A 22847-nucleotide genomic window follows, 5' to 3' on the forward strand; every position below is an offset into this window, starting at 1 on the left:
GGATACACGTCGGGACTGCTGGGCAACGCCGCCGTCGCGTGAGCGCTGGCGTGCCGCTGCCGGGCGTGCAGCGGCATCCGCGTTCGCCTGTCACAGCACGCCGTGCGGTGGGGCGCGTTCTGTGACAGGGGAGGCTCCGCTTCAGACGGCGATGTCGAGTTCGTTGCCGGGGATCGAGGCGAGGAGGTTCCGCGTGTACGGGTCCCGCGGGTTCGTGAAGATCTCCTCGCTCGAGGCGGCTTCGATGAGCGCACCGTCCTTCATCACGCAGACGTAGTCGCTGATGAGGCGGACGACGGCGAGGTCGTGCGAGATGAACAGGTAGCTGAGGCCGTACTCGCTCTGCAGGTCGCGGAGGAGCGTCAGGATCTGGTCCTGCACGAGCACGTCGAGCGCCGACACGGGCTCGTCGCAGACGATGAGCTCGGGCGACAGTGCGAGGGCGCGGGCGATCGCGACGCGCTGTCGCTGACCACCCGACAGCTCCGACGGGTAGCGCCGCAGCGTCGACTCGGGCAGCGCGACGTCGTCGAGGAGCTTCCGCACCCGCGCGGCGCGGTCCTTCGCCGATCCGCGGTTGTAGAAGTCGAGCGGCTCCTGCACGATGCGCTCGATCGTGAACATGGGGTTCAGCGACGAGTACGGGTCCTGGAAGATCGGCTGCACCTTCTGGCGGAACTCGCGCAACTGACGCCCCTTGAGGGATGCCACGTCGGCGCCGTCGAAGCGGATCTTCCCCTCCGTCGGGTCGACCACCTTCAGCAGCATCCGTGCAGTCGTCGTCTTGCCCGAACCGGACTCGCCGACGATCGCGACGGTCTCGCCGCGCGGGATGGCGAACGACACGTCGCGGACGGCGGCGAAGTCCTCTTTCTGCCCGCGCACCTTGTAGAGCTTGGTGAGCCCCTCGACCTCGACGATGTTGTCGACGGGCTTCGGCGCGGCATCCGGAGTCGGCGTCGTGAACGCCTCGGGACGCAGGCGCGCGACGGCGACCGAGGGCGCCGCCTGCACGAGGGACTGCGTGTAGGGGTGCTGGGGGTCTTCGAGGATCTGCCGGGCCGCGCCCTGCTCGACGATGCGTCCGCGGTGCATGACGACCACGCGCGCGGCGCGCTCTGCGGCGAGGCCGAGGTCGTGCGTGATGAGGAGGACGGAGGTGCCGAGCTCGGTGGTCATGCGGCCGAGCTGGTCGAGGATCGTCTTCTGCACCGTCACGTCGAGCGCGCTGGTCGGCTCGTCGGCGATGAGAAGGCGCGGGTTGCAGGCGAGGCCGATCGCGATGAGCGCGCGCTGGCGCATCCCGCCCGAGAACTCGTGCGGGTACTGCTTGGCCCGCTCGTCGGCGTTCGGCAGACCTGCAGCGGCGAGGGTCTCGACGACCTTGCGGGCGACGTCCTTCTTCGTGGCCAGTCCGTGGGCGAGCAGGGTCTCGCCGACCTGCGTGCCGATCTTCGACGTCGGGTTGAGGTTCGACATCGGGTCTTGCGGGACGAGCCCGATCTGCGCACCGCGGATGCCGCGCATCGTCGACTCGGAGGCGCCCACCAGCTCCTGGCCGTCGAGGCGGATGCTGCCCTGCGCGATGCGGCCGTTGCCGGCCAGCAGGCCGATCACCGCCATCGCCGTCGTCGACTTGCCCGAGCCCGACTCGCCGACGATCGCGACCGTCTCACCGGCGGCGAGGTCGAGGTCGACGCCTTCGACGGCCCGCACGGATCCGTCGATGGTCTGGAATTCGACGGCGAGGTCGCGAACCTGCAGGAGGGGCGCGCCGGCGGCGGGGGAGGTCTCGAGGGGCATGGACCCATCCTGCCCTCCGCCCGCCTCGGGCGCACGGGTGGATCGCCCGGCTTTACCCAGCCGTAACGACCCGGGTGGGCTCAGCCGTCGCGGCGGGCGCCCTGGGAGGGGCGGACCGTGAAGACGTGGGGCTCGGTGTGGCCCGCAGCCGCGAAGGCGGCGAGCATCGCCTCGCGCACCGCGGGCACGGCGTCGCGATCGATCAGCGCGATCGCCGAGCCGCCGAATCCGCCGCCGGTCATGCGAGCACCGATGGCGCCGTTCTCGCGCGCGGTCTCGACGGCGAGGTCGAGTTCGGGTACCGAGATCTCGAAGTCGTCGCGCATCGATGCGTGCGAGGCGTAGAGCAGGTCGCCGATCGCGCGGGGGCCCTTCTCGCGGAGGGTGCGGACGGTGTCGAGCACGCGCTGGTTCTCGGTCACGACGTGGCGCACGCGGCGGTAGGTCTTCTCGTCGACGAGCTCCTCGACGCGAGGCAGCTGGTCGACGCGCACGTCACGGAGCGCCGGCACCTTCATCGCCTCGGCGCCGCGCTCGCACGCCGCGCGGCGCTCGCCGTAGCCGCCGGTCGAGTGGGCGTGGGCGACGCGGGTGTCGATCACCATGAGCTCGAGACCCGCGGCCTCGAAGCCGAGTTCGACCACCTGGGCGTCGAGGCTCCGGCAGTCGAGGAAAGTCCCGGCATCCGTCTCGCCGAGCATCGACGCCATCTGGTCCATGATCCCGGTCGGAGCGCCGACGGCCTCGTTCTCGGCGCGGCGTCCCGCTTGCGCGAGCGCGACGCGGTCGAGTCCGAGCTCCCACACGTCGTTCAGCGCCGAACCGGTCGCGCCCTCGATGGCGGCCGACGACGACAGCCCGGCGCCGACGGGCACGTCCGAAGCGAACGCGAGGTCGACACCGGTGACGGATGCCGCGTCCTTACCCGTCGCCTGCAGCAGCGCCCAGGCGACACCGAGCGGGTAACGGGCCCACTCGACGATCTCGTCACGACGCTCAGGGAAGAACGCGTCGAGGTCGGCGAGGGCCACCTCGACCGGGGCGGTGTCGAACGTCGACACGATGCGGATGCGGCCGTCCGTGCGACGGCCGAGGGCCACGTACGTGCGGTGCGGCGTCGCGAACGGGAAGACGAACCCGTCGTTGTAGTCGGTGTGCTCGCCGATGAGGTTGACGCGACCCGGCGCCGACCAGAGGCCGACGGTTTCGGAGCCGGTGAGGGTGGAGAAGAGGCCCTGGGCCTCGTCGGCAGCGGTCACAGGGTGACTCCTTCGATGGCGGTGCGGAGGCGCGCTGCGGCGTCCTCCGGGGGGACGTCGCCGATCCAGGCGCCCATGGCGGCCTCGGATCCGGCGAGGAACTTGAGCTTGTCGGCGGCGCGGCGGGGGCTGGTGAGCTGCAGGCTCAGGCGCACGGTGTCGCGGCCGACGTTCACGGGCGCCTGGTGCCAGGCGGCGATGTACGGGGTCTCGGACTCGTAGAGGGCGTCGACGCCGCGCAGGAGTCGCAGGTACATCGGCGCGAGCTCGTCCTTCTCGGGGTCGGACAGCATCGCGAAGTCGGGGACGTGGCGGTGGGGGAGCAGGTGGATCTCGAGCGGCCAGCGGGCGGCGAACGGCACGAACGCCGTGAAGTGCTCGCCGCGCAGCAGCACGCGGGGCCCGGCCTGCTCGAACTCGAGGATCCGCTGGAACAGATCGGGTGCCGTCCGGTCGATCGAGTCGAGCAGACGCGTCGTCCGCGGCGTGACGTACGGGTACGCGTAGATCTGGCCGTGGGGATGCTGCAGCGTGACGCCGATCGCCTCGCCCCGGTTCTCGAACGGGAAGACCTGCTCGATGCCGGGGAGCGCCGACAGGGCGGCCGTGCGGTCGGCCCACGCCTCGATGACGGTGCGCGCACGGGTCACCGTCTGCGTGCCGAACGAGCCGGTGCGCTCGGGCGAGAAGCAGACGACCTCGGTGCGGCCGACGCTCGTGCGGGTGCGACCGAGGCCGAGGTGCGCGAGGTCCTCGAGCCCGCGCGGTGCATCGGCCGCTTCGGGAGCGTCGCCGATCGCCGCGGCGAGGGCAGGTCCGAACGACGGCGACTTGTTCTCGAAGACGGCGACGTCGTAGACCGACGGGATCTCGGACGGGTTCGTGGCCGTCTGCGGCGCGAGCGGGTCGAGCTCGGCGGGCGGCAGGAAGGCGCGGTTCTGGCGGGCCGCGGCGACCGAGACCCAGTCGCCGGTCAGGATGTCCTGGCGCATCGTGGCCGTCTCGGGTCGCGCGCCGAGATCGCGGGTGTCGACGGCGCGTTCGGGCCCGAGCGCCGTGCCGGGGTCGTCGAAGTAGATCAGCTCGCGACCGTCGGCCAGGCGCGTGCTCCGCTTGACGACGCCGGCGCCGAGGTCGCTCGTCTCGGCGATCGCGTGCGTGGGCGTGCCGTTCTCCGGTGTGTTCACGTCAACACGGTAATCGAAGCGCTATGTTATCGTCAACATCACGTAAGTCTCCGGAGTTGGGCACCTCTTCGCGGGGAAGATCCGGGGCGGGGAGGATGCCGTGCAGCGACGCGTTTCGATGGTAGATGTGGCCGCGGCCGCCGGCGTCTCCGGCCAGACCGTCTCCCGCGTCGTGAACGGCAGTCCCCGCGTCGATCCCGACACCCGCGCGCGCATCGAGACGGCGATGGCCGAGCTCGGCTACCGCCCGCACCGCGCCGCCCGGGCGCTCCGCACCGGTCGCTCCGGCACGATCGGCGTGATCGTGGCGACCCTCGCGACGGTCGGCAATTCGCGGATGCTGGAGGCCGTGGCATCCGCTGCCGCCCACCGCGAACTCGCGGTCACCCTCGTCGCCCTCGCCGAGCGGGCCGATATCGCCGCCGCCTTCGACCGCCTGCACGACCTCGGGGTCGACGGCGCGATCGTGCTGAACGAGGCCTCTGCGATCGCCGAGGGCGTCACCGCGCCCCAGGGACTCGCGCTCGTCGCGGTCGACTCTCCCGGGGGCGCGTTCGCGACAGTGCAGTCCGACCATGCGGGCGGCGCCGAGGCGGCGACGCGTCGACTGCGGGATGCCGGGCGTCGCTCCATCGCGCACGTCGCCGGTCCCGCGGGTTCCTACGCGGCGGCCGAGCGCGAGCGCGGCTGGCGCGCGGCGCACGACGGCGCGCCCGCGCCGGAACCGTTGCGCGGCGACTGGGGTGCGGCATCCGGTCATGCCGCGGGCCGCCGCCTCGCCGCCGATGCCGACGTGGACGCCGTGTTCGCGGCGAACGATCAGATGGCGCTCGGCGTGCTGCGCGCGCTCGCCGAGGCCGGCCGCGACGACGTCGCCGTCATCGGCTTCGACGACGTCGCGGATGCCGCTGACTATCGCCCGCCGCTCACCACCGTCCGCCAGGACTTCGCGGCACTCGGCGAGGCTGCCGTCGCCGCCCTCGCGGCGACGCTCGACGGCGCCCCGCCCACGCGAACCGTCGTCCCGACGACGCTCATCGCCCGAGCGTCGGGCTGACGCACCCGGCCGAGCTCAGCCGGCGTTGCGGCGAGCGTCCCAACCGGTGCGGACCATCTCGTCGAGGCTGTAGCGCATCTGCCAGTCGAGGTCGCGGGCGGCGAGCTCGCCGGTGGCGACGATCCGATCGGGGTCACCGGCGCGGCGCGGGGCGATCTCGGGCGTGAAATCGATGCCGGTGACGCGGGCGACGGCATCCATGATCTCGCGGACCGACAGGCCGTTCTGCGAACCCAGGTTGTACGCCGGCTCGACGCTCTCACCGGCGCGGAGGCGCTGCGCCGCGACGACGTGCGCGGCGGCGATGTCGGCGACGTGGACGTAGTCGCGCACGTTCGTGCCGTCGGGGGTGTCGTAGTCGTCGCCGTTGATGCGCGGCGTCTTGCCCTCGATCAGCATCTCGAACACGATCGGGAACAGGTTGTGCGGGCTCGTGTCGTAGACGGACGGGTCGCCCGAGCCGACGACGTTGAAGTACCGCAGCGCGGTGTGGCGAAGCGGTGCATCGGATGCCGCGGTCGCGACGCCCTGGGCGGCGATCAGCCACTCACCGATGAGCTTCGACTCGCCGTAGGGCGAGGAGGGGCGCTTGGGTAGATCCTCGGTCACGAGCGGCACGTCGGGCGTGCCGTACACGGCGGCGCTGGAGGAGAACACGATGTTCGTGACCCCGGCATCCGCCATCGCTGCGAGGACGACGCGCGTGCCCTCGACATTCTGCTCGTACGTGTGGAGGGGGCGCGTCACCGAGACGCCGGCGTACTTGAAGCCGGCGAGGTGGATGACACCCTCGGCGTCGTGCTCGCGGAGCGTGCGGGAGACGAGGTCCTGGTCGAGGATCGTGCCCCGGACGAAGGGCACCCCTTCGGGGATGAACGACTCATGGCCGCTCGAGACGTCATCGATGACGACGGGGTCGAGACCCGCCTCAGCGAGAGCGCGGACGATATGTGCGCCGATGTACCCGGCGCCTCCGGTGACGAGCCAACTCATGGTCCCGAGCCTACTGGCGCGGGACCGACGGCTCCGACGGGGTCAGGAACCGAGTGCGGCAGCGACGACGGCGCGCGCTTCCTCTTGCACCTGCGCGAGGTGGTCGGGGCCTTTGAGGCTCTCGGCGTAGAGCTTGTAGACGTCCTCTGTGCCCGAGGGACGCGCGGCGAACCAGGCGAACTCGGTCTGCACCTTGAGACCGCCGATCGCTGCGCCGTTGCCGGGGGCGTGCGACAGCTTCGCGGTGACGGGGTCGCCCGCCAGCTCGCTCGCCGACACGGCATCGCCCGACAGCTTCGACAGTGCGGCCTTCTGCTCGGGCGAGGCGGGGGCGTCGACCCGTTGATAGGCGGATGCCCCGAACTCGGCCTCGAGCTCGGCGTAGCGCTGCGACGGGGTCTTGCCCGTCACGGCGAGGATCTCGGCGGCGAGGAGGCACAGGAGGATGCCGTCCTTATCGGTCGTCCAGACGGTGCCGTCCTTGCGAAGGAACGAGGCGCCGGCGGACTCCTCGCCGCCGAAGGCGACGGAGCCGTCGAGCAGGCCCGGCACGAACCACTTGAAGCCGACCGGAACCTCGAGCAGGGTGCGGCCGAGGGATGCTGCGACGCGGTCGATGATCATCGACGAGACGAGCGTCTTGCCGATGGCGGCATCCATCGGCCAGTTCTCGCGATGCGCGTAGAGGTAGTCGATCGCGACGGCGAGGAAGTGGTTCGGGTTCATGAGGCCCGCGTCCGGCGTCACGATGCCGTGGCGGTCGGCGTCGGCGTCGTTGCCCGTCAGGATGTCGAACTCGTCGCGGCGCGCGACGAGCGAGGCCATGGCAGACGGCGAAGAGGGATCCATGCGGATCTTCTCGTCCCAGTCGAGCGTCATGAACTTCCAGGTCGGGTCGACCTCAGGGTTCACTACGGTCAGGTCGAGGCCGTAGCGCTCGCCGATGAGGGCCCAGTACTCGACCGAAGCACCGCCGAGCGGGTCTGCCCCGATGCGGACGCCTGAGCGGGCGATCGCCTCGACGTCGATGATCGAGGCCAGGTCGGCGACGTAGCCCTCGCGGAAGTCGTACTCGCCGAGCGTGGCGTCGTCGATGTCGGCGTGACGGACCCGCTTCACCCCCTCGAGGCCGGCTTCGATGAGAGCGTTCGCGCGGTCGGCGATCCAGCCGGTCGCGTCGGTGTCGGCGGGGCCGCCGTGCGGCGGGTTGTACTTGAAGCCGCCGTCGCGCGGCGGGTTGTGGGAGGGGGTGACGACGATGCCGTCAGCACGCCCGGCATCCGATTCGTTACGGCCCTTGTTGTACGTGAGGATCGCGTGGCTGAGAGCCGGCGTCGGCACCCACGAGTCGCGGCTGTCGATGCGGACGTCCACGCCGTTCGCGACGAGAACCTCGATCGCAGTGTGCTCGGCGGGCAGTGACAGGCCGTGCGTGTCTCGGCCGAGGAACAGCGGGCCCGAGATGCCCTGCGCCGCCCGGTAGTCGACGATCGCCTGGGTCGTGGCGAGGATGTGGTCCTCGTTGAAGCTCCGCGACAGCGACGAGCCGCGGTGGCCGCTCGTGCCGAACGCGACGCGCTGGCCGGTGACCGACGGGTCGGGCTTCAGGTCGTAGTACGCGCTGATCAGCGCGTCCACATCGATGAGATCAGAGGCTTCGGCTGGTCGTCCTGCGCGGCTCATCCGCCCAGTCTGCCAGGGAACCACGGCATCGGCGTGGCGTGTCGCGGATCCGTGCCGGCCTCTCAGGCAGGCAGGCGGCCGGCGTCGGTCGCGATGCGCCCCGTGTGGTCGCTCAGCGCGTCGAGCACCGTCCGGAGAGCGGGCGAATCCGACATCGTCCTCCGGTGGATCGAGGAGATCTCGCGGATCGACTCGGGCGAGACCGTCGGAATCGCGACCAGGTCGGGCCCGAGTGGAGGGCGGCCGAGACGCGGCACGAGGGCGACCGCGATTCCGGCGCGCGCGATCTCGAGGTGGTTCTCGAACTCCATCGACTCGTGGATGATCCGGGGTGCCCCGCCCACGCCGTCGAACAGGCGCCGGAGCCACTGGCGACAGATCGTCGACTCGAACGTCGCGACCCACGGTTCGTCGCCGATGTCCTCGGGGCGGAGCTCGCTGCGGTCCGCGAGCGGGTGATCGCGGTGCAGGATCACGTCGGCGACGTCGGTGAACAGCGGTGTCTCGACGAGGTGATCGGGAATCGACAGTGCCACGTTGCCCCACCGGTGAACGATGCCGAGGTCCCGCTGTCCCGATGCGACGAGGGCGATGGTCTCCCAGGGTTCGCTCTCTCGTAGCGGTACGCGAAGGTCCGGATGCCGACGGCTGAGGTCCGCGACGAGGGGGACCATGACGCCGCGCACGACCGTGGAGAAGGCCCCGATGCGGATCTCGCCCGAGACCAGGTCGGGCTCCCCACCGCCGTGGAGGTCGGCACCGACCCGTTCGAGGTCGGCGAGGATCGGCGTGGCCGAGACGACGAGGCGCGTCGCGGGCTCGGTGAGGACGACGCCCCGCCCGACCCGCTCGAGCAGAGCCACGCCGGTGTCGCGTTCGAGCCGTTTGATCTGCTGCGAGACCGCCGAGGGGGTGAAGCCGAGCGCGGCGGCCGCCGCGGCGACGCTGCCCTCGGTCGCGACGGCGCGGAGGGAGACGACGGCCTCGAGATCGATCATGAAGTGATGCTACTGATTCAGGCGACGAAATGATCGCTTGTCCTTCACGAACCCTCCCGGCTGAATGGATCAGGTGACCCGCCGTGACATGCTCCTCGCCGCCCTCGTCGCTTCGCTCTGGGGACTGAACTTCGTCGTCATCGACTGGGGGATGAGCGGCATCCCACCCCTGCTCTTCGCGGCGATCCGGTTCGCCGTCGTCGCGCTCGCCGTCGTCGTGGTGCCTCGGCCGCAGACCGGGTGGCGCGTGATCGTCGGGGTCGGCCTGTTCATGAGTCTCGGGCAATTCGCCCTCCTCTACACGTCGCTCGCCCTGGGGTTGAGCCCCGGGCTCGCCGCGCTGCTCATGCAGGCGCAGGCGGTCTTCACGATCGTGCTGGCGGCTGTCGCGCTCCGCGAACGCCCCTCCGCGATGCAGGTGGCCGGCGTGAGCCTCGGTGTCATCGGGCTCGCGATCGTCGCGGTGTTCCGAGGCGGGGATGCCCCGGTCCTCGCGGTATGCCTCGCTCTCGCCGCTGCGCTGTCGTGGGCGGTCGGCAACGTCATCTCGCGCCGCGCGGGAGTGGTCACCGGGGTCGGACGCGGCGGCACGCTGTCGCTGACCGTCTGGTCGTCGCTCGTCGTCCCGGTGCCCGCGCTCGCACTGTCGTTCGTGATCGACGGACCCGCCGCGATCGGGGCGGGGTTCGCCGCGATCGGTCCCCAGGCCGTCATCTCCACCCTGTACACGGCAGGGCTCTGCACCCTGTTCGCCTACGCGGTGTTCAACGGCCTGCTCGGCCGCAACCCGTCGGCCGCCGTCGTCCCGTGGATCCTCCTCGCGCCCGTCGTCGCGATGGCGTCGGCGGCGCTGCTGCTCGGCGAGGCGCCGAGCGTCGGAGAGATGGTCGGCGGTGCGGTGCTCGTCGCGGGTGTGCTGGTGAGTGGCATCCGTCGTCGTCGGCGCGAGCTGCCTGCGGTCGAGCCCATGGGGGTGCCCACTAGGCTGTCCGCGTGACATCCGAGCCCCTGGCCGCCCCCACCCGTCGCACGTACAGCTTCCTCGGCCCCGCCGGAACTTTCACGGAGGCCGCTCTCGCGCAGGTCCCCGAAGCGCGCGATCAGAACTGGCGTCCCGTCCGCAACGTCGGCGAAGCACTCGCCGACGTCGTCGAAGGACGCTCGGATGCCGCGATGATCGCGATCGAGAACTCGGTCGACGGCGGCGTCTCGACCACGCAGGACGCCCTCGCCACCGTCCCGGGCTTGCGGATCGTGGGGGAGTACCTCGTCCCCGTCGAGTTCGTGCTCGTTGCGAAGCCCGGCGTCCGCCTCGAGGCCGTCTCGGTCATCGCGGCGCACCCCGTCGCCTACGCGCAGTGCCTCACGTGGCTCACTGCGACGCTGCCCGAGCACTCGCACATCCCGGCGGCCAGCAACGTGGCCGCCGCCGTCGGCATCGTCGACGGCGTGATCGACGCGGATGCCGCGATCGCCCCTCCCGGCATCCTCAAGCTGCATGACCTCGAGCTGCTCGCCGAGAAGATCGGCGACAACGCGCACGCGGTGACGCGCTTCGTGCTCGTGAGCCGGACAGCGCCGCCGCCCGCGCCCACCGGCGCCGACAAGACCTCGCTCATCGTCGAGCTGCCCGAAGACCACCCGGGCGCCCTGCTCGAACTGCTCGAGCAGTTCGCGACCCGCGGCATCAACCTGTCGCTGCTCGCCTCCCGGCCGATCGGCGACGAGCTCGGTCGATACCGGTTCGTCATCGACGCCGACGGGCACATCGAGGACGAGCGCATGGCCGACGCTCTGCTGGGCCTTCGCCGCTTCTCGCCTCGCGTGCTGTACCTCGGCTCGTATCCGCGCGCCGACCGAGCGATCGTCCGCTACCCCGACCGGTACTCGGACGAGGTCTTCGTCGAGGCACGCGACTGGCTGCGCGGCCTCGTCTCGGGCGAACCCGAGGCCTGACCCCGGGCTTGGCGTCCCGTTCTCCGGAAGGATCGGGGCGCGAGCGAGTCGACGGCGGTCAGGGCGGGATCGATCCGGAGTCCGGTCCGGGCAGCGCTCGACACCGGAGCGCCCCGGACCTCAGCCGCACGCCTCAGGCCGCGAGCAGCTCCAGCGTGCGGATGCGGGAGGGCGAGGCATCCATCGGCTCGTCCTCGGTCGCGCCGGAGACGGGCGACACCATGATCTCGTCGACACCGTGGCGGGCAGCGAACTCGGCGAGACGGGTGCGGACATCCGCTCCGGTCCCGACGAACCAGCGCGACATCATCGCGTCGAACACGGGGGCGGCGAGGGAATCGGATGCCTCGGCTGCCCTCGCCTGCTCCACCGTCTCGAGTGCCGTGAGCGGCTTGCCGCTGCGGAGGCGAGCCATCATGCGCGCCTGCGGCAGGGCGGCGGCGCGGGCCTGCTGGTCGGTCTCGGCCACGACCGCGTTCGCCGTCACGAAGGTGCGCGGCGCGTCGAGGGTCTCGGACGGCTGGAACTGGCTGCGGTACAGGTCGAGCGCGCGCTCGAGACCCTCGCCCGAGAAGTGGTTCGCGAAGACGTACGGCAGACCCATACCGGCGGCGAGCTGCGCGGAGTAGTCGCTCGATCCGAGCAGCCAGACCTCGGGGACGGTCGTCCCGGCGGGCGTAGCGGTCACGTTGTAGGTGCCGCCCGACGTGAAGCGCAGCGTCGCGCCCTCCGACGAGACGAGCGACCGGATGTCGGTCACATGGTTCGGGAAGCGTTCGACGTCGCTCGTGGTGCCCGACTGGCGGAGCAGCTGGGTGATGACGGGGTCCGATCCCGGCGCGCGGCCGATGCCGAGGTCGATGCGCCCCGGCGCCAGGGCTTCGAGGGCCGCGAACTGCTCGGCGACGACGAGCGGAGAGTGGTTCGGGAGCATGACGCCGCCAGAGCCGACCCGGATGCGGCGGGTCCGCGCAGCCGTCGCGGCGATGAGCACCGGCGGGGTCGTGGAGGCGACCGCGGGCATGTTGTGGTGTTCCGCGAACCAGTAGCGCCGGTAGCCGAGATCGTCGGCGCGCTGCGCGAGCGCGATCGACGCGGCGATCGCTTGGCTGCTGGTCTGTCCCGTGCGGACGGGGACGAGGTCGAGAACGGAAAGGGCCGGGGTCGCAGTGCTCATATCGAGAACTGCAACCCCGGCCGGGGGCGGCGCATTCCGCACCGCTGTGCGATCAGCGGGCGATGCGCGCGATTCCGGAGGTCCGGCTCGCCGTGTCGTAGCCGCCGAGGCTGCCCGTCACGCGCACCGAGATGCCGTCACCACGGTCGCCGCGCGCGACCGTGTAGGTCGCCTTCGTCGCGCCGGAGATCGGCTTGCCGTTGTTCAGCCACTGGTAGGCCAGCCGCGTCCCTTCGGTCCATGATCCCGGGCGTGCGGTGAGGGTCTTCCCGACCTTGGCCGTGCCCGTGATGATCGGTGCCGCGGTGCGGAGGGTGCCCTTCGCGACCTTGGCCGTCGCCGCGGACGTCTTGGCCGCCGTGGCGTAGCCGTTCAGGGTGCCGGTCACGCGCACCGAGATGCGTGCTCCCGCGTCCGCCGCCGTGAGGCGGTGCGTCGCGGTCACCGCGCCGCGGATCGGCGCGCCGTCTCGCATCCACTGGTAGGTGAAGGAGGTTCCCTTCGTCCACGAGCCGGTCTTCGCCGCGAGGGCGGAGCCGACCTTCGCCGTGCCGGTGATCGTCGGCGTGCCGACCGTCAGCGCGGCGGGGGCCACCGTGACGACTCGATCGACGCGGGCGCGGTTGCCGGCGGCATCCGTCGCGACGTAACGGAGGGTGTAGGTGCCGAGCTTCGTGGTGTCGACCGTGCCGCGGACCTTCAGCGAGGCCGTGACGTCGCCGTCGACGGCGTCACGGGCGGTGACGTCGGCGAGGGCGTCGAACGTCGCACCGAAGCGGACAGTGGTGGATGCCGGCACGCTGATCTCGGGCTTCACGAAGTCCTCGCGCAGGCCCGCCTCGCGGAAGTGCGTGGAGTGCATGCCGAAGGAGTCCTTCAGATGCGGCATCCAGCATGCGTCGTTGTGACGACCCTCGGGGTAGACGGCGAAGGTGTGCGAAACGCCCTTGTCGGTGAGCTTGGTGTCCATCGACCGTGCGGCGTCGTCGAAGCGGTACTCGTCGAACTCGCACGCGTCGAAGTAGAAATCGAACTTCTTCAGCTGCTTCGTGGACAGGCTGTCGACCTGCGTGAGCGGCGTCGGGAGCTGCGACGATCCGGCGTAGCTCAGCGAGCCGATGTGCGACGCGATGGACGAGAACATGCCGGGGTTCGACAGGCCGAGCGACCACGCACCGAAGCCGCCCATCGAGACACCCGTCAGCGCGCGGAAGTCGCGGCCTTCGAGAGTGCGGTACTCCTTGTCGACGAGAGGCACCATCTCGGTGAGGAACATGCTGCGCCACGGCGTGCCGCCGTTCGCCTGGTCGGCGTACCAGAGCGATTCGCCGTCGGGCATGATCACGATCGACTCGGCGAGGCCCTGCTTCCACAGGCCGTCGAGGACGTCATCGATGTCGCGGGGTTCCCACTCGCGGCTGCCGCCGTTGATGCCGTGCAGCAGGTAGACGACGGGGTACTCGCGGTCGGGCTGGCTCAGGTAGGACGGGGGCAGGTAGGTCGCGAACTCGCGCGGCTGGCCCTCGAGGTCGGAGTCGACCGTCTCGCGGAAGAACCGCGAGTCGTTGCCCGTCTCGCGGAGCGTCATGCCGTCGATGTGCAGGAACTGCTGCGAGGCGGGCTGGTACGTGTACGGCTCGCCATCACGCGTGCCCGTGATCGCCCGGTTCGTGTCGACGATGAGCGTGCCGTTCGCGCCCGTGACGACCTCGACCTCGCTGTCGGCGAGAGTCAGGGTGCCCGACGACTCCGTCATCCACTCGCGGAGCTCGCGGGCGCGACGCTCCTTCGAGCGGCCGTCGTGGAAATAGCCCTTGTCGAGCGTCTTCAGGTACGCGTCGACGTCGCCCGCCGCGAGAGCCTTCTTCTGCGTCTCGAGCACATCGGCGACGGCGCTGGACTGAGCGGCCGAGGCGCGGGCACCGGTGATGCCGTAGACGTTTGCGCGAACGGCATCCTTCGAGTAGATCCCGACAGGGCCTTCGTACCAGCCGCCGCCGCCGTTCATGTCGTAGAGGCGCACCGCAAGGGTGTTCTCGCCGCCGAAGTTGGGGGCGCCGGCGGGGACGGGGTAGAGACGCTTCTCGAACCACTGGCTGCTCGCCGCGGGCGGCATGGTGCCGGACCCGCCGATGCGCTGGCCGTTGAGAAAGGCCTCGTCGACGTCGTCCAGGAAGCCGAGCGAGGCGACGAGGTTCGTGCCCTCGGCGCCCGCCGGGAGGGTGAACGTCAGTCGGTACCACCCGAAGCCGTCATAGTCGGCGAACGGGGTGCCGTCGCCGGGAACGGTGATGTCCTGCCAGGCGGAGTCGTCGAAGTCCGGTGAGGCGTACGACGGGTCGTCGCCCTTCGCGAACTTCCAGGTGCCGGCGAGATCGAGGGAGACGCTGCCCCCGGCGGCCTCCGCGTCGTTCGTGCGGACGGCGGACGTCGGGGCCGACGGCGCGGCCGAGGCGGGGACGGCGATGCAGAGGGATGCCGCGACCGCGGCGACTGCGGTGACGGCGGCCAGGCGCCGCCTCGGAACGTGATGCTTCACGAACTCCTACTTCCTTGTGGGATGCCGGGCGTCTCTGCCCGGCTGTGACTGTGCACGTTCACGGAATCGCTAAAGAGTGTGCTGTGAACGTGCACACAGAGAGTCGCACCGAGCCGAACGCAATGTCAACGGCGAATGCCCGACGTGCGCATACGTGCACGCGTCAGGCGGAGGCGCGCCAGACCACGGGGCAGTCGAGGACGCGCCCGCTCGTGCCGGGGTCCTCGCCGCGGAGCTGGCGGAGCACCGATTCGGCAGCCGCGCGGCCGAGCTCGCCGGCCGGCTGGTGCACGGTCGAGAGCGGGGGATCGCAGCGCGTCGCCCAGGAGCTGTCGTCGAAGCCGACGATGCCGATGTCGTCGGGCACGATCTTGCCGGCTGCCTGGAGGACGTCCATCGCCCCCGCGGCCACCGCGTCGCTCGAGGCGAACACGCCGTCGATGTCGGGCGCACGTTCGAGCAGCGCACGCATACCCGCCTGGCCGTCGGAGTAGGAGTAGAGGGGCACCGGCTCGATGAGCTGCGGGTCGAAGCGGCTGCCGAGGGCGTCGACGAATCCGGCGAGGCGATCCGAGCCCGAGTCTCGGTCGAGGGCCGAAGCGATCATCCCGATGCGGCTGCGGCCGGTGCCGATGAGGCGGTTCGTGATCTCACGCGCCGCGCCGCGGTTGTCGATGGCGACGTACGCCGCATCGCCGATGTCGCGCGGGTGACCGACGAAAGCGGCGGGCAGACCGAGGTCGGCGACGGCGCGGGTGATCGGGTCTCCGACGCGCGCCGAGACGATGATCACGCCGTCGATGAGCCCGCCGCTGAGGTAGCGCGCGAGCCGCTCGATGTCGCGGGTGGTGTCGGCGATCATGAAGGACAGCTGGTAGTCGGCTTCCGACAGCGCCGCGTTCGCGCCGAGCAGGATCGAGCCGATGTTGGGGTCTTCGACGAAGAGCGAGTGCGGCTCGTGGACGATGAGTCCGATGGCCTGCGAGCTCTGCATGACGAGGCTGCGCGCGGCCCGGTTGGGGACGAATCCCACCTTCGCGATCGCGGCCTCGATGGCCTCGCGCGCTTCGTCCGAGACGTACGGCTGCCCGTTGAGCACGCGGCTGACCGTTCCACGCGAAACGCCGGCTTCATTGGCCACGTCCTTCACGGTTGCACGTCGACGTCGGCCGATGACATCCGTGCGGTCGCTGTTCACGCGTTCATCGTATGTGCACGCACACACCCGGTGTCCACCCGTCCCGGCAAGGGCGTGCGGTGGCGGAGAGTGCGCATCCCCGCGTTTCCGCGGCGAAGGTCCCTCTTTGTGCGGCGATGTTGACATCCAGGAATCGCTCTGTCTACTCTGTACACGTTCACAGAGACTCAATGCGGAGGAACACCGCTCGAACCTGTGCACGTTCACAGGATCCTGAGGAGAACATGTCGGCCCCTGCCCGCCCCTTTGCGCACGACGGCATCGCGTTCGGTTGTGACTACAACCCCGAACAGTGGACGCCGGACGTCTGGGACGAGGACATTGCGCTGATGCGCGAGGCCGGTGTCGATCTGGTCGCCATCAACATCTTCGGCTGGGCGCACGTCGAGCCGCGCGCCGGCGAATACGACTTCGCCCGCCTCGACGACATCATCGGCCGGCTGCACGCCGCCGGAATCCGGATCAACCTCGGTACCGGCACAGCCTCCACCCCCGCGTGGCTGACCACGGCGCACCCCGAGATCCTCCCCGTCGTCGACGATGGCACGCGCCGCTACCCGGGCGGCCGTCAGGCGTGGTGCCCGAGCTCGCCCGTCTACCGCGAGGCTGCGCTCGCCCTCGTCGACGCCGTCGCCGCCCGCTACGGCGCGCACCCCGCCGTCGCGCTCTGGCACGTGTCGAACGAACTCGGATGCCACAATGCGCTCTGCCACTCCGACGAGAGCGCCGGCGCGTTCCGTGAGTGGCTGCGCGCCCGCTACGGCACGGTCGAGGCCGTCAATCGCGCCTGGGGCACGGCCTTCTGGAGCCAGACGTACTACGAGTGGGACGAGATCCTCACTCCGAAGGCGACGCTCTCGAGCCGCAACCCCGGCCAGGTCCTCGACTTCCACCGCTTCAGCAGCGACGCCCTCCTCGCGCACTACCGCGACGAAGCTGAGGCCATCCGCGCGCACAGTGCGATCGCGATCACGACGAACTTCATGGTGACCGCGCACATCGAGAACCTCGACTACTGGTCGTGGGCAGGCGAGATGGACATCGTCGCGAACGACCACTATCTCGACCACCGCCTCGGCGACCCCCGTTCCGAGCTGGCCTTCGCGGCCGACCTGTCGCGCGGTCTCGGCGAGGGCGCTCCGTGGCTCCTGATGGAGCACTCGACCGGCGCCGTCAACTGGCAGCCGCTCAACAAGCCCAAGGCTCCGGGCGAGATGATCCGCAACTCCCTGACCCACGTCGCCCGCGGCGCCGACGGCGTCTGTTTCTTCCAGTGGCGCGCCTCGGTCCAGGGCAGCGAGAAGTTCCACTCCGCGATGCTTCCCCATGCCGGGACGGACTCCACCGTGTGGCGCGAGGTCGTCGAGCTCGGTGGCATCGTCGACCGACTGGCCGAGGTCGCCGGCTCCCGTGTCGTCGCCGACGTGGCCGTCCTCTTCTCGTGGGAGTCGTGGTGGGCGACTCAGAGCGAGACGCGCCCGAGCCAGGCGTTCGGCTACCTCGACCAGGTGCACGCCGCCTACGGCGCACTCCACGCGAACGGCCTCACCGTCGACGTCGTGGCCCCCGGCGCCGACCTCTCGGCCTACCGATTCGTCGTCGTCCCCGGCCTCCACCTCATGACCGAAGCGGATGCCGCGGTCCTCACCTCGTGGATCGCCGACGGAGGCACGGCCCTCATCACCTTCTCGACGGCGATCGTCGACGAGAACGACCGCGTCTACACCGGCGGCTACGCAGGACCCCTCCGCGAGGCCATCGGCCTCCACATCGAGGAGTTCGCCCCCGTCGCCCCCGAGGCCGCGCTCACCCTGAGCGACGGCTCGACCGCGCGGCTGTGGTCCGAGCGCTCCCGCGCCACGACCGCCGAGGTGCAGGCATCCTTCACCGACGGTCCTGCCGTCGGGATGCCGGCGCTCACCCGCAACGCCTGGGGGGAAGGTGTCGCGTTCTACCTCGCGACTGTTCCCAGCGAAGCCGACTACCGTGACCTCGTCGCGCGCCTCGCCGATGAGGCGGGAGTGGCTCCTGCCGCAGTCGTCGAGCCCGGCACGGGAGATCTCGAGATCGTCCGCCGCCGCGGCGACCACGCGTCTTATCTCTTCGTGATCAACCACGGCGAGACCGATGTCCACGTCGAATCCGACGGTGTGGACCTCGTGACCGGCACTCCCGTCGCCGGTCGCGCCACCGTGCCCGCCGGCGCGGTGCGCATCATCAGAGAGGAGGCGGCAGCATGACCGCCACGGAACTCCTCGTGACGCGATCGTCGGCGAAGCCGCCGCGCGCGAAGCGAATCCCGCGGGCCAAGACCCCGCACAAGGGGGCGATCGCGGTCTTCCTGGGCCCGTTCGGCATCCTTTTCCTGCTCTTCTACCTGCTGCCCATCGGCTACGCCATCTGGCAGTCGCTGCTGGTCGTCCAGCGCGACGGGCTGTACGGCGAGCCGACCGAGGTGTTCGGTGGACTGACGCAGTACATCCAGGTGTTCCAGAACGCGCCGTTCTGGGAGTCCGTCGGCCGCGTCCTGCTGTTCGGCGTCGTGCAGGTGCCCGTCATGCTCGGCCTCGCGCTCCTCTTCGCGCTGCTGCTCGACTCGCCCGCGCTCAAGGGCAAGCGGTTCTTCCGCCTCGCCTTCTTCGCGCCGTACGCCGTCCCCGGCGTCATCGCGGCGATCATGTGGGGCTTCCTGTACTCGCCCAACCTGTCGCCGTTCACCGACCTGACCCGCTCCGTCGACTTCCTCTCGCCCGAGATGATCCTCTGGTCGATCGCGAACGTCGTGACGTGGGTGTTCGTGGGCTACAACATGCTCATCATCTACTCGGCGCTCCTCGCGATCCCCGCCGAGGTGTACGAGGCCGCGCGTCTCGACGGCGCGGGCCAGATCCGCATCGCCTGGTCGATCAAGATCCCCATGGTGGCGCCCGCCATCATCCTCACCGCCGTGTTCTCGATCATCGGAACTCTGCAGCTGCTCGCCGAACCCCAGGTGTTCCGCTCCTTCAGCACCGCGGTGTCGTCCTCGTTCACGCCGAACATGACGATCTATGCAACGAGCGCGGTGCCGAACCCGTATCTCGCAGCGGCCTTCTCGGTCGTGCTGGCACTCGCCACCTGCGTCCTGTCGTTCGCGTTCTTGAAGCTCACCCAGCGGAAGGCCGAGCAATGAGCCTCCTCACCCGTACCAACGGCGCCCTGGCGACCGACCTGCCGAAGACGCGTGGGCCGCGCGAATCGATCCTCTCGCGGGGCGCGGCGCTGCTCATCATGGGCATCTTCACGCTCTACTTCCTCGTGCCGATCTGGTGGCTGTTCATCGCCTCCACGAAGGACCGCGGCCAGCTGCTGACCACCAACGCGCTGTGGTTCGCCGACTGGAACCTGTTCGCCAACATCGGCGACCTGGTCTCGTACAACAACGGCATCTACTTCCGCTGGCTCCTCAACAGCCTCGGATACGCCGGACTCGGGGCGCTCCTGGCGACCGTGTTCGCCGGCATGGCCGGCTACGCGCTCGGCAAGTACCGCTTCCGCGGTCGTGAGGCGTTCTTCAACGTCGTGCTCGGTGGCGTCCTCGTCCCGGCGACCGCGCTGGCGCTCCCGCTGTTCCTGCTGTTCAGCCAGGTCAACCTGACGAACACGTTCTGGGCGGTCCTGCTCCCCAGCATCGTGAGCCCCTTCGGCGTCTACCTCGCTCGCATCTACGCGTCGTCGTCGGTTCCGGACGAGCTCATCGAGGCTGCCCGCCTCGACGGCTCGGGTGAGGTCCGCACGTTCTTTACGGTCTCGACGCGGCTCATGGCCCCGGCGCTCGTGACGATCTTCCTGTTCCAGTTCGTCTCGATCTGGAACAACTTCTTCCTGCCGCTGATCATGCTCCGCAGCCAGGATCTGTTCCCCGTCACCTACGGCCTCTACACGTGGAACACGCAGCTCAACCAGATTCCCGAGCTCCGCACCTATGTCCTGGTCGGCGCGTTCCTCTCGATCGTGCCGCTCATCATCGCTTTCCTCTTGCTTCAGCGCTTCTGGCGCAACGGACTCGGCACCGGTTCCGTGAAGTGAGCTCCCGCCGCGGGCGAACCCCCCGGCATCCCTGAAGTACCACCTGTCACCCGATCAAAGATCAGATTGGAAATCCCATGCAGCACACCAAGAAAGCAGTCGTCGCCGGCGTCGCACTGCTCACCGCCTTCGCTCTCGCCGGTTGCGCCGGCGGAAACGGCGACACCAGCGGCGGAGCCGCGGCAGACCCCGCCGCCTGCGCTCCCTCCGACGGCAAGGTGACCCTCGACTTCACGTCGTGGATCCCGGGCATCGAGGACGCCGCCAAGACCTGGAACGCCGAGAACCCCGACATCCAGGTCAAGGTACAGACGGGCCCCAACGGCAACTCCGGCACCTACGCAAGCTTCTTCAGCCAGCTCGAAGCCGGCAACGCTCCCGACCTCGGCCAGATCGAGTACGACGCCCTGTCGAGCTTCCGCGTGCAGGACGGTCTCGAGGACCTCTCCGCGTGCAAGGACGTCGTCGCGGCGAAGGACAAGTTCATCCCGTGGACCTGGAACCAGGTCACCCTCGGCTCCGACGGTGTCTATGGCATCCCGCAGGACTCGGGCCCCATGGCTCTGTTCTACCGCTCGGACCTGTTCAAAGAGAACAACATCGCCGTTCCGACGACGTGGGCCGAGTACAAGGAAGCAGCCAAGGCGGTCCGCAAGACCGGTGGCTACATCACCAACTTCTCGACCGCTGACATCAACCAGTTCGCCGGCCTCGTCTGGCAGACCGGTGGCGACTGGTTCTCCAACGACGGCAAGGCGTGGAAGGTCAACCTGACCGGCGACGAGTCCAAGACCGTCGCGGACTACTGGCAGGACCTGATCGACGAGGACCTCGTCTCCACCTACCCGGCGTGGACCGAGGAGTGGAACAACGCCTACAACTCGGGCAAGGTCTGGAGCTGGAACTCCGCCGTCTGGGGTGCCAACTCCATCTCGTCCGGTGCTCCGGACACGTCGGGCAAGTGGTCGGTCGCTCCCTCCCCGCAGTGGGCCGCGGGCGACAAAGCTTCGGGCAACTGGGGCGGCTCGTCGGTCGCCGTCTTCAAGGGCACCAAGCACCCCTACGAGGCTGCGAAGTTCGCGCTCTGGCTGAACACCTCCCCCGAGGCGCTCACCGCTCTGAACAAGTCGGCGAACATCTACCCCGCCACCACCGAGGGACTCAAGCTCGAGTCGCTCCAGCAGGGTGTGGACTTCTACGGCGGACAGAAGATCTACGACGTCTTCGCTGAGGCCGCTGCCCAGGTCAACCCCGACTTCGTGTGGGGCCCGACCATGACGCAGACCTACGCCGACGTGTCCGACGGCTTCCAGAAGGCCGCCAGTGGCCAGGGCACGCTGCTCGAGGCCCTGCAGTCCGCGCAGACCAAGACGGTCGACGCCCTCAAGGCGCAGTCGATTCCCGTCTCCGAGTGACCGCTCGCTGATACGACTGATTCACTGATACGACTGATTCACTGACACCACGCATCCGCGCCGCGGGTCGGGCCTTCGGGCTCCGATCCGCGGCGCGGTCGTTGGTGCGGGCCGTCAGCTCTGGCGTGAGGCCTGCTTGACCTTCTCGTAGGCGGCGAGGGCGTTCTGCCGGGTCGCCTTCAGGTCGACCATCGGCATCGGGGGCTGACCGTCGGCATCCCGGTACTCGGGGGCCCACCGCCCGATGTACTCGCGGCTCTTGTCGAACTTGTCGGCCTGGAGCTCGGGGTTGAAGACGCGGAAGTACGGCGCCGCGTCCGCGCCGGAACCGGCGACCCACTGCCAGTTGAACGTGTTGCTCGCGCCGTCGGCGTCGACGAGGCAGTCCCAGAACCACTCCTCGCCGCGCCGCCAGTCGATCATCAGGTTCTTGATGAGGAAGGATGCCGTGATCATGCGCACGCGGTTGTGCATGTAGCCGGTCTCCCAGAGCTCACGCATCCCGGCGTCGACCATCGCGTAGCCTGTCTGGCCCTTCTGCCACGCCGCCAGGGCCGAGGGCTTCAGCCGTGGCCAGGGGAACGCGTCGAACTCCGGGCGGAGGTTCTTCGTCGCGAGGTCGGGGAAGTGGTAGAGCGTGTGCCACGCGAACTCGCGCCACCCGATCTCGGAGAGGAAGCGCGACGTCCCGGGGGTGTCCACGGCCGCGTGCCACACGGTGTACGGGCTGAGCTCGCCCCAGCGCAGTCGCGGCGAGAGCATCGAGGTCGCGCCGGCCGCCGGGCGGTCGCGGGCATCGTCGTAGTGGCCGAGGTCCTCGTCGAGGAACTCGCGCAGCCGTCGCTGGGCGGCCGGTTCGCCCGGCTCCCACGTGTCGCGGAGGCCCTGCGCCCAGTCGGGCGCGGTGGGCAGAAGCGTCCAGTCAGCGAGGTCGTCCGACGCGGGGTAGGTCGCGGGGCCGGGTACCTCCCGCGGCTCGGGAAGCGGAGCGCGGGGCGCAGGCTGAGCCAGGCAGGCCCGCCAAAAGGGGCTGTAGACGGAGAAGTGCGTGCCGGCGCCGGTCGTGATCGTCCACGGCTCGAAGAGGAGGGATGCCGCGAACGACGCGACCTCGACGTCGCCCTCCCGGAGGCTCGACTTCAGTCCGGCGTCGATGTCGCGCTCCGGTCCGCCGTAGCGGCGGTTCCAGAAGACCGCCCCGGCGCCGGCATCCGTCACGACCTCGCGGACGACTCGGTCCGCCGGACCCTGCCGGAGGATCAGCCGCGAGCAACGCTCAGCGAGACGCTCGGCGAGAGAGGCGAGCGAGTGGTGCAGCCACCAGCGGGCTGCGCCGCCGAGCGGACGGATGCCGTCGGACACCTCATCGAGCACATACAGCCCGATGACGGGCTCGCCGCGATCCAGGGCGGCACGCAGCGCGGGGTGATCGGCGAGGCGGAGGTCGTCGCGGAACCAGACGATGGAGGGGGACGGCATCTCCTCATCCTCGCTGCCGACGGCTGAGGGCGCCG

The 22847-nt window shown here is 69.9% G+C and carries 17 protein-coding genes; 7 read left to right on the top strand and 10 right to left on the bottom strand.

All coding sequences use genetic code 11. From position 1 onward, the window contains the following. Nucleotides 1-141 precede the first annotated feature (141 nt). From MO1_RS01510 to galT, 3 genes are all read right to left on the bottom strand, one after another. Nucleotides 142-1803 (bottom strand): ABC transporter ATP-binding protein, encoded by a 1662-nt coding sequence (locus MO1_RS01510; protein ID WP_060915019.1) that lies wholly within the window; start codon nucleotides 1801-1803, stop codon nucleotides 142-144. Between the two features lie 80 nt (nucleotides 1804-1883). Further along, nucleotides 1884-3062, bottom strand: a complete 1179-nt coding sequence (galK, locus tag MO1_RS01515; RefSeq protein WP_060915020.1) for a galactokinase — start codon at nucleotides 3060-3062, stop codon at nucleotides 1884-1886. Further along, nucleotides 3059-4249: a galactose-1-phosphate uridylyltransferase gene (gene galT, locus MO1_RS01520; protein WP_060915021.1), complete on the bottom strand. Its 1191-nt coding sequence runs from the start codon at nucleotides 4247-4249 to the stop codon at nucleotides 3059-3061. The genes galK and galT overlap by 4 nt, the downstream gene beginning before the upstream one ends. Before the next feature lie 118 nt (nucleotides 4250-4367). Between galT and MO1_RS01525 the strand changes: the two genes are divergently transcribed. Further along, nucleotides 4368-5306: a LacI family DNA-binding transcriptional regulator gene (locus MO1_RS01525; protein WP_060915022.1), complete on the top strand. Its 939-nt coding sequence runs from the start codon at nucleotides 4368-4370 to the stop codon at nucleotides 5304-5306. Nucleotides 5307-5321: 15 nt separating this feature from the next. Here the strand turns inward: MO1_RS01525 and galE are convergent, their stop codons facing one another. The 3 genes from galE to MO1_RS01540 form a co-directional block, all read right to left on the bottom strand. After that, nucleotides 5322-6299 carry a UDP-glucose 4-epimerase GalE gene (gene galE, locus MO1_RS01530; protein ID WP_060915023.1) on the bottom strand — a complete coding sequence of 326 codons (978 nt, stop codon included), beginning with the start codon at nucleotides 6297-6299 and terminating at the stop codon, nucleotides 5322-5324. Between the two features lie 42 nt (nucleotides 6300-6341). Beyond that, nucleotides 6342-7982, bottom strand: coding sequence for a phosphoglucomutase (alpha-D-glucose-1,6-bisphosphate-dependent) (gene pgm, locus MO1_RS01535; protein ID WP_060915024.1), 1641 nt, complete (start codon nucleotides 7980-7982; stop codon nucleotides 6342-6344). Between the two features lie 62 nt (nucleotides 7983-8044). Beyond that, a complete protein-coding gene (locus MO1_RS01540) occupies nucleotides 8045-8980 on the bottom strand; it encodes a LysR family transcriptional regulator (protein ID WP_036310473.1) in 936 nt (311 codons plus the stop codon). Between the two features lie 64 nt (nucleotides 8981-9044). On the opposite strand from MO1_RS01540, the gene MO1_RS01545 reads away from it, so the two are divergent. After that, complete coding sequence (locus tag MO1_RS01545; RefSeq protein WP_255209200.1) at nucleotides 9045-9977, top strand: EamA family transporter; 933 nt, start codon at nucleotides 9045-9047, stop codon at nucleotides 9975-9977. Continuing rightward, complete coding sequence (gene pheA, locus MO1_RS01550; RefSeq protein ID WP_036310471.1) at nucleotides 9974-10936, top strand: prephenate dehydratase; 963 nt, start codon at nucleotides 9974-9976, stop codon at nucleotides 10934-10936. Before MO1_RS01545 ends, pheA begins: the two co-directional genes overlap by 4 nt. Nucleotides 10937-11069: 133 nt before the next feature. Here pheA and MO1_RS01555 read toward each other — a convergent pair whose 3' ends face one another. The 3 genes from MO1_RS01555 to MO1_RS01565 all read right to left on the bottom strand — a co-directional run bounded on the left by MO1_RS01555 (nucleotide 11070) and on the right by MO1_RS01565 (nucleotide 15850). Beyond that, complete coding sequence (locus MO1_RS01555) at nucleotides 11070-12113, bottom strand: LLM class flavin-dependent oxidoreductase (protein ID WP_036310470.1); 1044 nt, start codon at nucleotides 12111-12113, stop codon at nucleotides 11070-11072. Nucleotides 12114-12165: 52 nt separating this feature from the next. Continuing rightward, a complete protein-coding gene (locus MO1_RS01560) occupies nucleotides 12166-14652 on the bottom strand; it encodes an alpha/beta hydrolase-fold protein (protein ID WP_060915025.1) in 2487 nt (828 codons plus the stop codon). 163 nt (nucleotides 14653-14815) lie between these two features. Then, nucleotides 14816-15850: a LacI family DNA-binding transcriptional regulator gene (locus MO1_RS01565; RefSeq protein WP_036310468.1), complete on the bottom strand. Its 1035-nt coding sequence runs from the start codon at nucleotides 15848-15850 to the stop codon at nucleotides 14816-14818. A gap of 224 nt (nucleotides 15851-16074) precedes the next feature. Between MO1_RS01565 and MO1_RS01570 the strand changes: the two genes are divergently transcribed. The 4 genes from MO1_RS01570 (at nucleotide 16075) to MO1_RS01585 (ending at nucleotide 21333) form a co-directional block, all read left to right on the top strand. After that, nucleotides 16075-18090: a beta-galactosidase gene (locus MO1_RS01570; RefSeq protein WP_060915026.1), complete on the top strand. Its 2016-nt coding sequence runs from the start codon at nucleotides 16075-16077 to the stop codon at nucleotides 18088-18090. Continuing rightward, nucleotides 18087-19022, top strand: coding sequence for a carbohydrate ABC transporter permease (locus MO1_RS01575; protein WP_036310463.1), 936 nt, complete (start codon nucleotides 18087-18089; stop codon nucleotides 19020-19022). Before MO1_RS01570 ends, MO1_RS01575 begins: the two co-directional genes overlap by 4 nt. Next, nucleotides 19019-19918, top strand: a complete 900-nt coding sequence (locus MO1_RS01580) for a carbohydrate ABC transporter permease (protein ID WP_036310460.1) — start codon at nucleotides 19019-19021, stop codon at nucleotides 19916-19918. The genes MO1_RS01575 and MO1_RS01580 overlap by 4 nt, the downstream gene beginning before the upstream one ends. A 77-nt stretch (nucleotides 19919-19995) precedes the next feature. After that, nucleotides 19996-21333, top strand: a complete 1338-nt coding sequence (locus MO1_RS01585; protein WP_060915027.1) for an ABC transporter substrate-binding protein — start codon at nucleotides 19996-19998, stop codon at nucleotides 21331-21333. A 114-nt stretch (nucleotides 21334-21447) separates the two neighbouring features. On the opposite strand, the gene MO1_RS01590 is transcribed toward MO1_RS01585, so the two are convergent. Continuing rightward, entirely contained in the window at nucleotides 21448-22812 is a 1365-nt protein-coding gene (locus tag MO1_RS01590) for a cryptochrome/photolyase family protein (RefSeq protein WP_060915028.1), read from the bottom strand. Nucleotides 22813-22847: the final 35 nt, after the last annotated feature.

Origin of the sequence: Microbacterium oleivorans NBRC 103075 (assembly GCF_001552475.1) — a bacterium.
GTDB classification, from domain to species: domain Bacteria; phylum Actinomycetota; class Actinomycetes; order Actinomycetales; family Microbacteriaceae; genus Microbacterium; species Microbacterium oleivorans.

Coding starts and splice junctions, on each gene's coding strand:
- MO1_RS01540 (WP_036310473.1), bottom strand. CDS start 8,980: ATGATCGATCTCGAGGCCGTCGTCTCCCTCCGCGCCGTCGCGACCGAG.
- pgm (WP_060915024.1), bottom strand. CDS start 7,982: ATGAGCCGCGCAGGACGACCAGCCGAAGCCTCTGATCTCATCGATGTG.
- MO1_RS01585 (WP_060915027.1), top strand. CDS start 19,996: ATGCAGCACACCAAGAAAGCAGTCGTCGCCGGCGTCGCACTGCTCACC.
- MO1_RS01575 (WP_036310463.1), top strand. CDS start 18,087: ATGACCGCCACGGAACTCCTCGTGACGCGATCGTCGGCGAAGCCGCCG.
- MO1_RS01510 (WP_060915019.1), bottom strand. CDS start 1,803: ATGCCCCTCGAGACCTCCCCCGCCGCCGGCGCGCCCCTCCTGCAGGTT.
- MO1_RS01580 (WP_036310460.1), top strand. CDS start 19,019: ATGAGCCTCCTCACCCGTACCAACGGCGCCCTGGCGACCGACCTGCCG.
- galE (WP_060915023.1), bottom strand. CDS start 6,299: ATGAGTTGGCTCGTCACCGGAGGCGCCGGGTACATCGGCGCACATATC.
- MO1_RS01525 (WP_060915022.1), top strand. CDS start 4,368: ATGGTAGATGTGGCCGCGGCCGCCGGCGTCTCCGGCCAGACCGTCTCC.
- MO1_RS01555 (WP_036310470.1), bottom strand. CDS start 12,113: ATGAGCACTGCGACCCCGGCCCTTTCCGTTCTCGACCTCGTCCCCGTC.
- MO1_RS01570 (WP_060915026.1), top strand. CDS start 16,075: ATGTCGGCCCCTGCCCGCCCCTTTGCGCACGACGGCATCGCGTTCGGT.
- MO1_RS01590 (WP_060915028.1), bottom strand. CDS start 22,812: ATGCCGTCCCCCTCCATCGTCTGGTTCCGCGACGACCTCCGCCTCGCC.
- MO1_RS01545 (WP_255209200.1), top strand. CDS start 9,045: ATGGATCAGGTGACCCGCCGTGACATGCTCCTCGCCGCCCTCGTCGCT.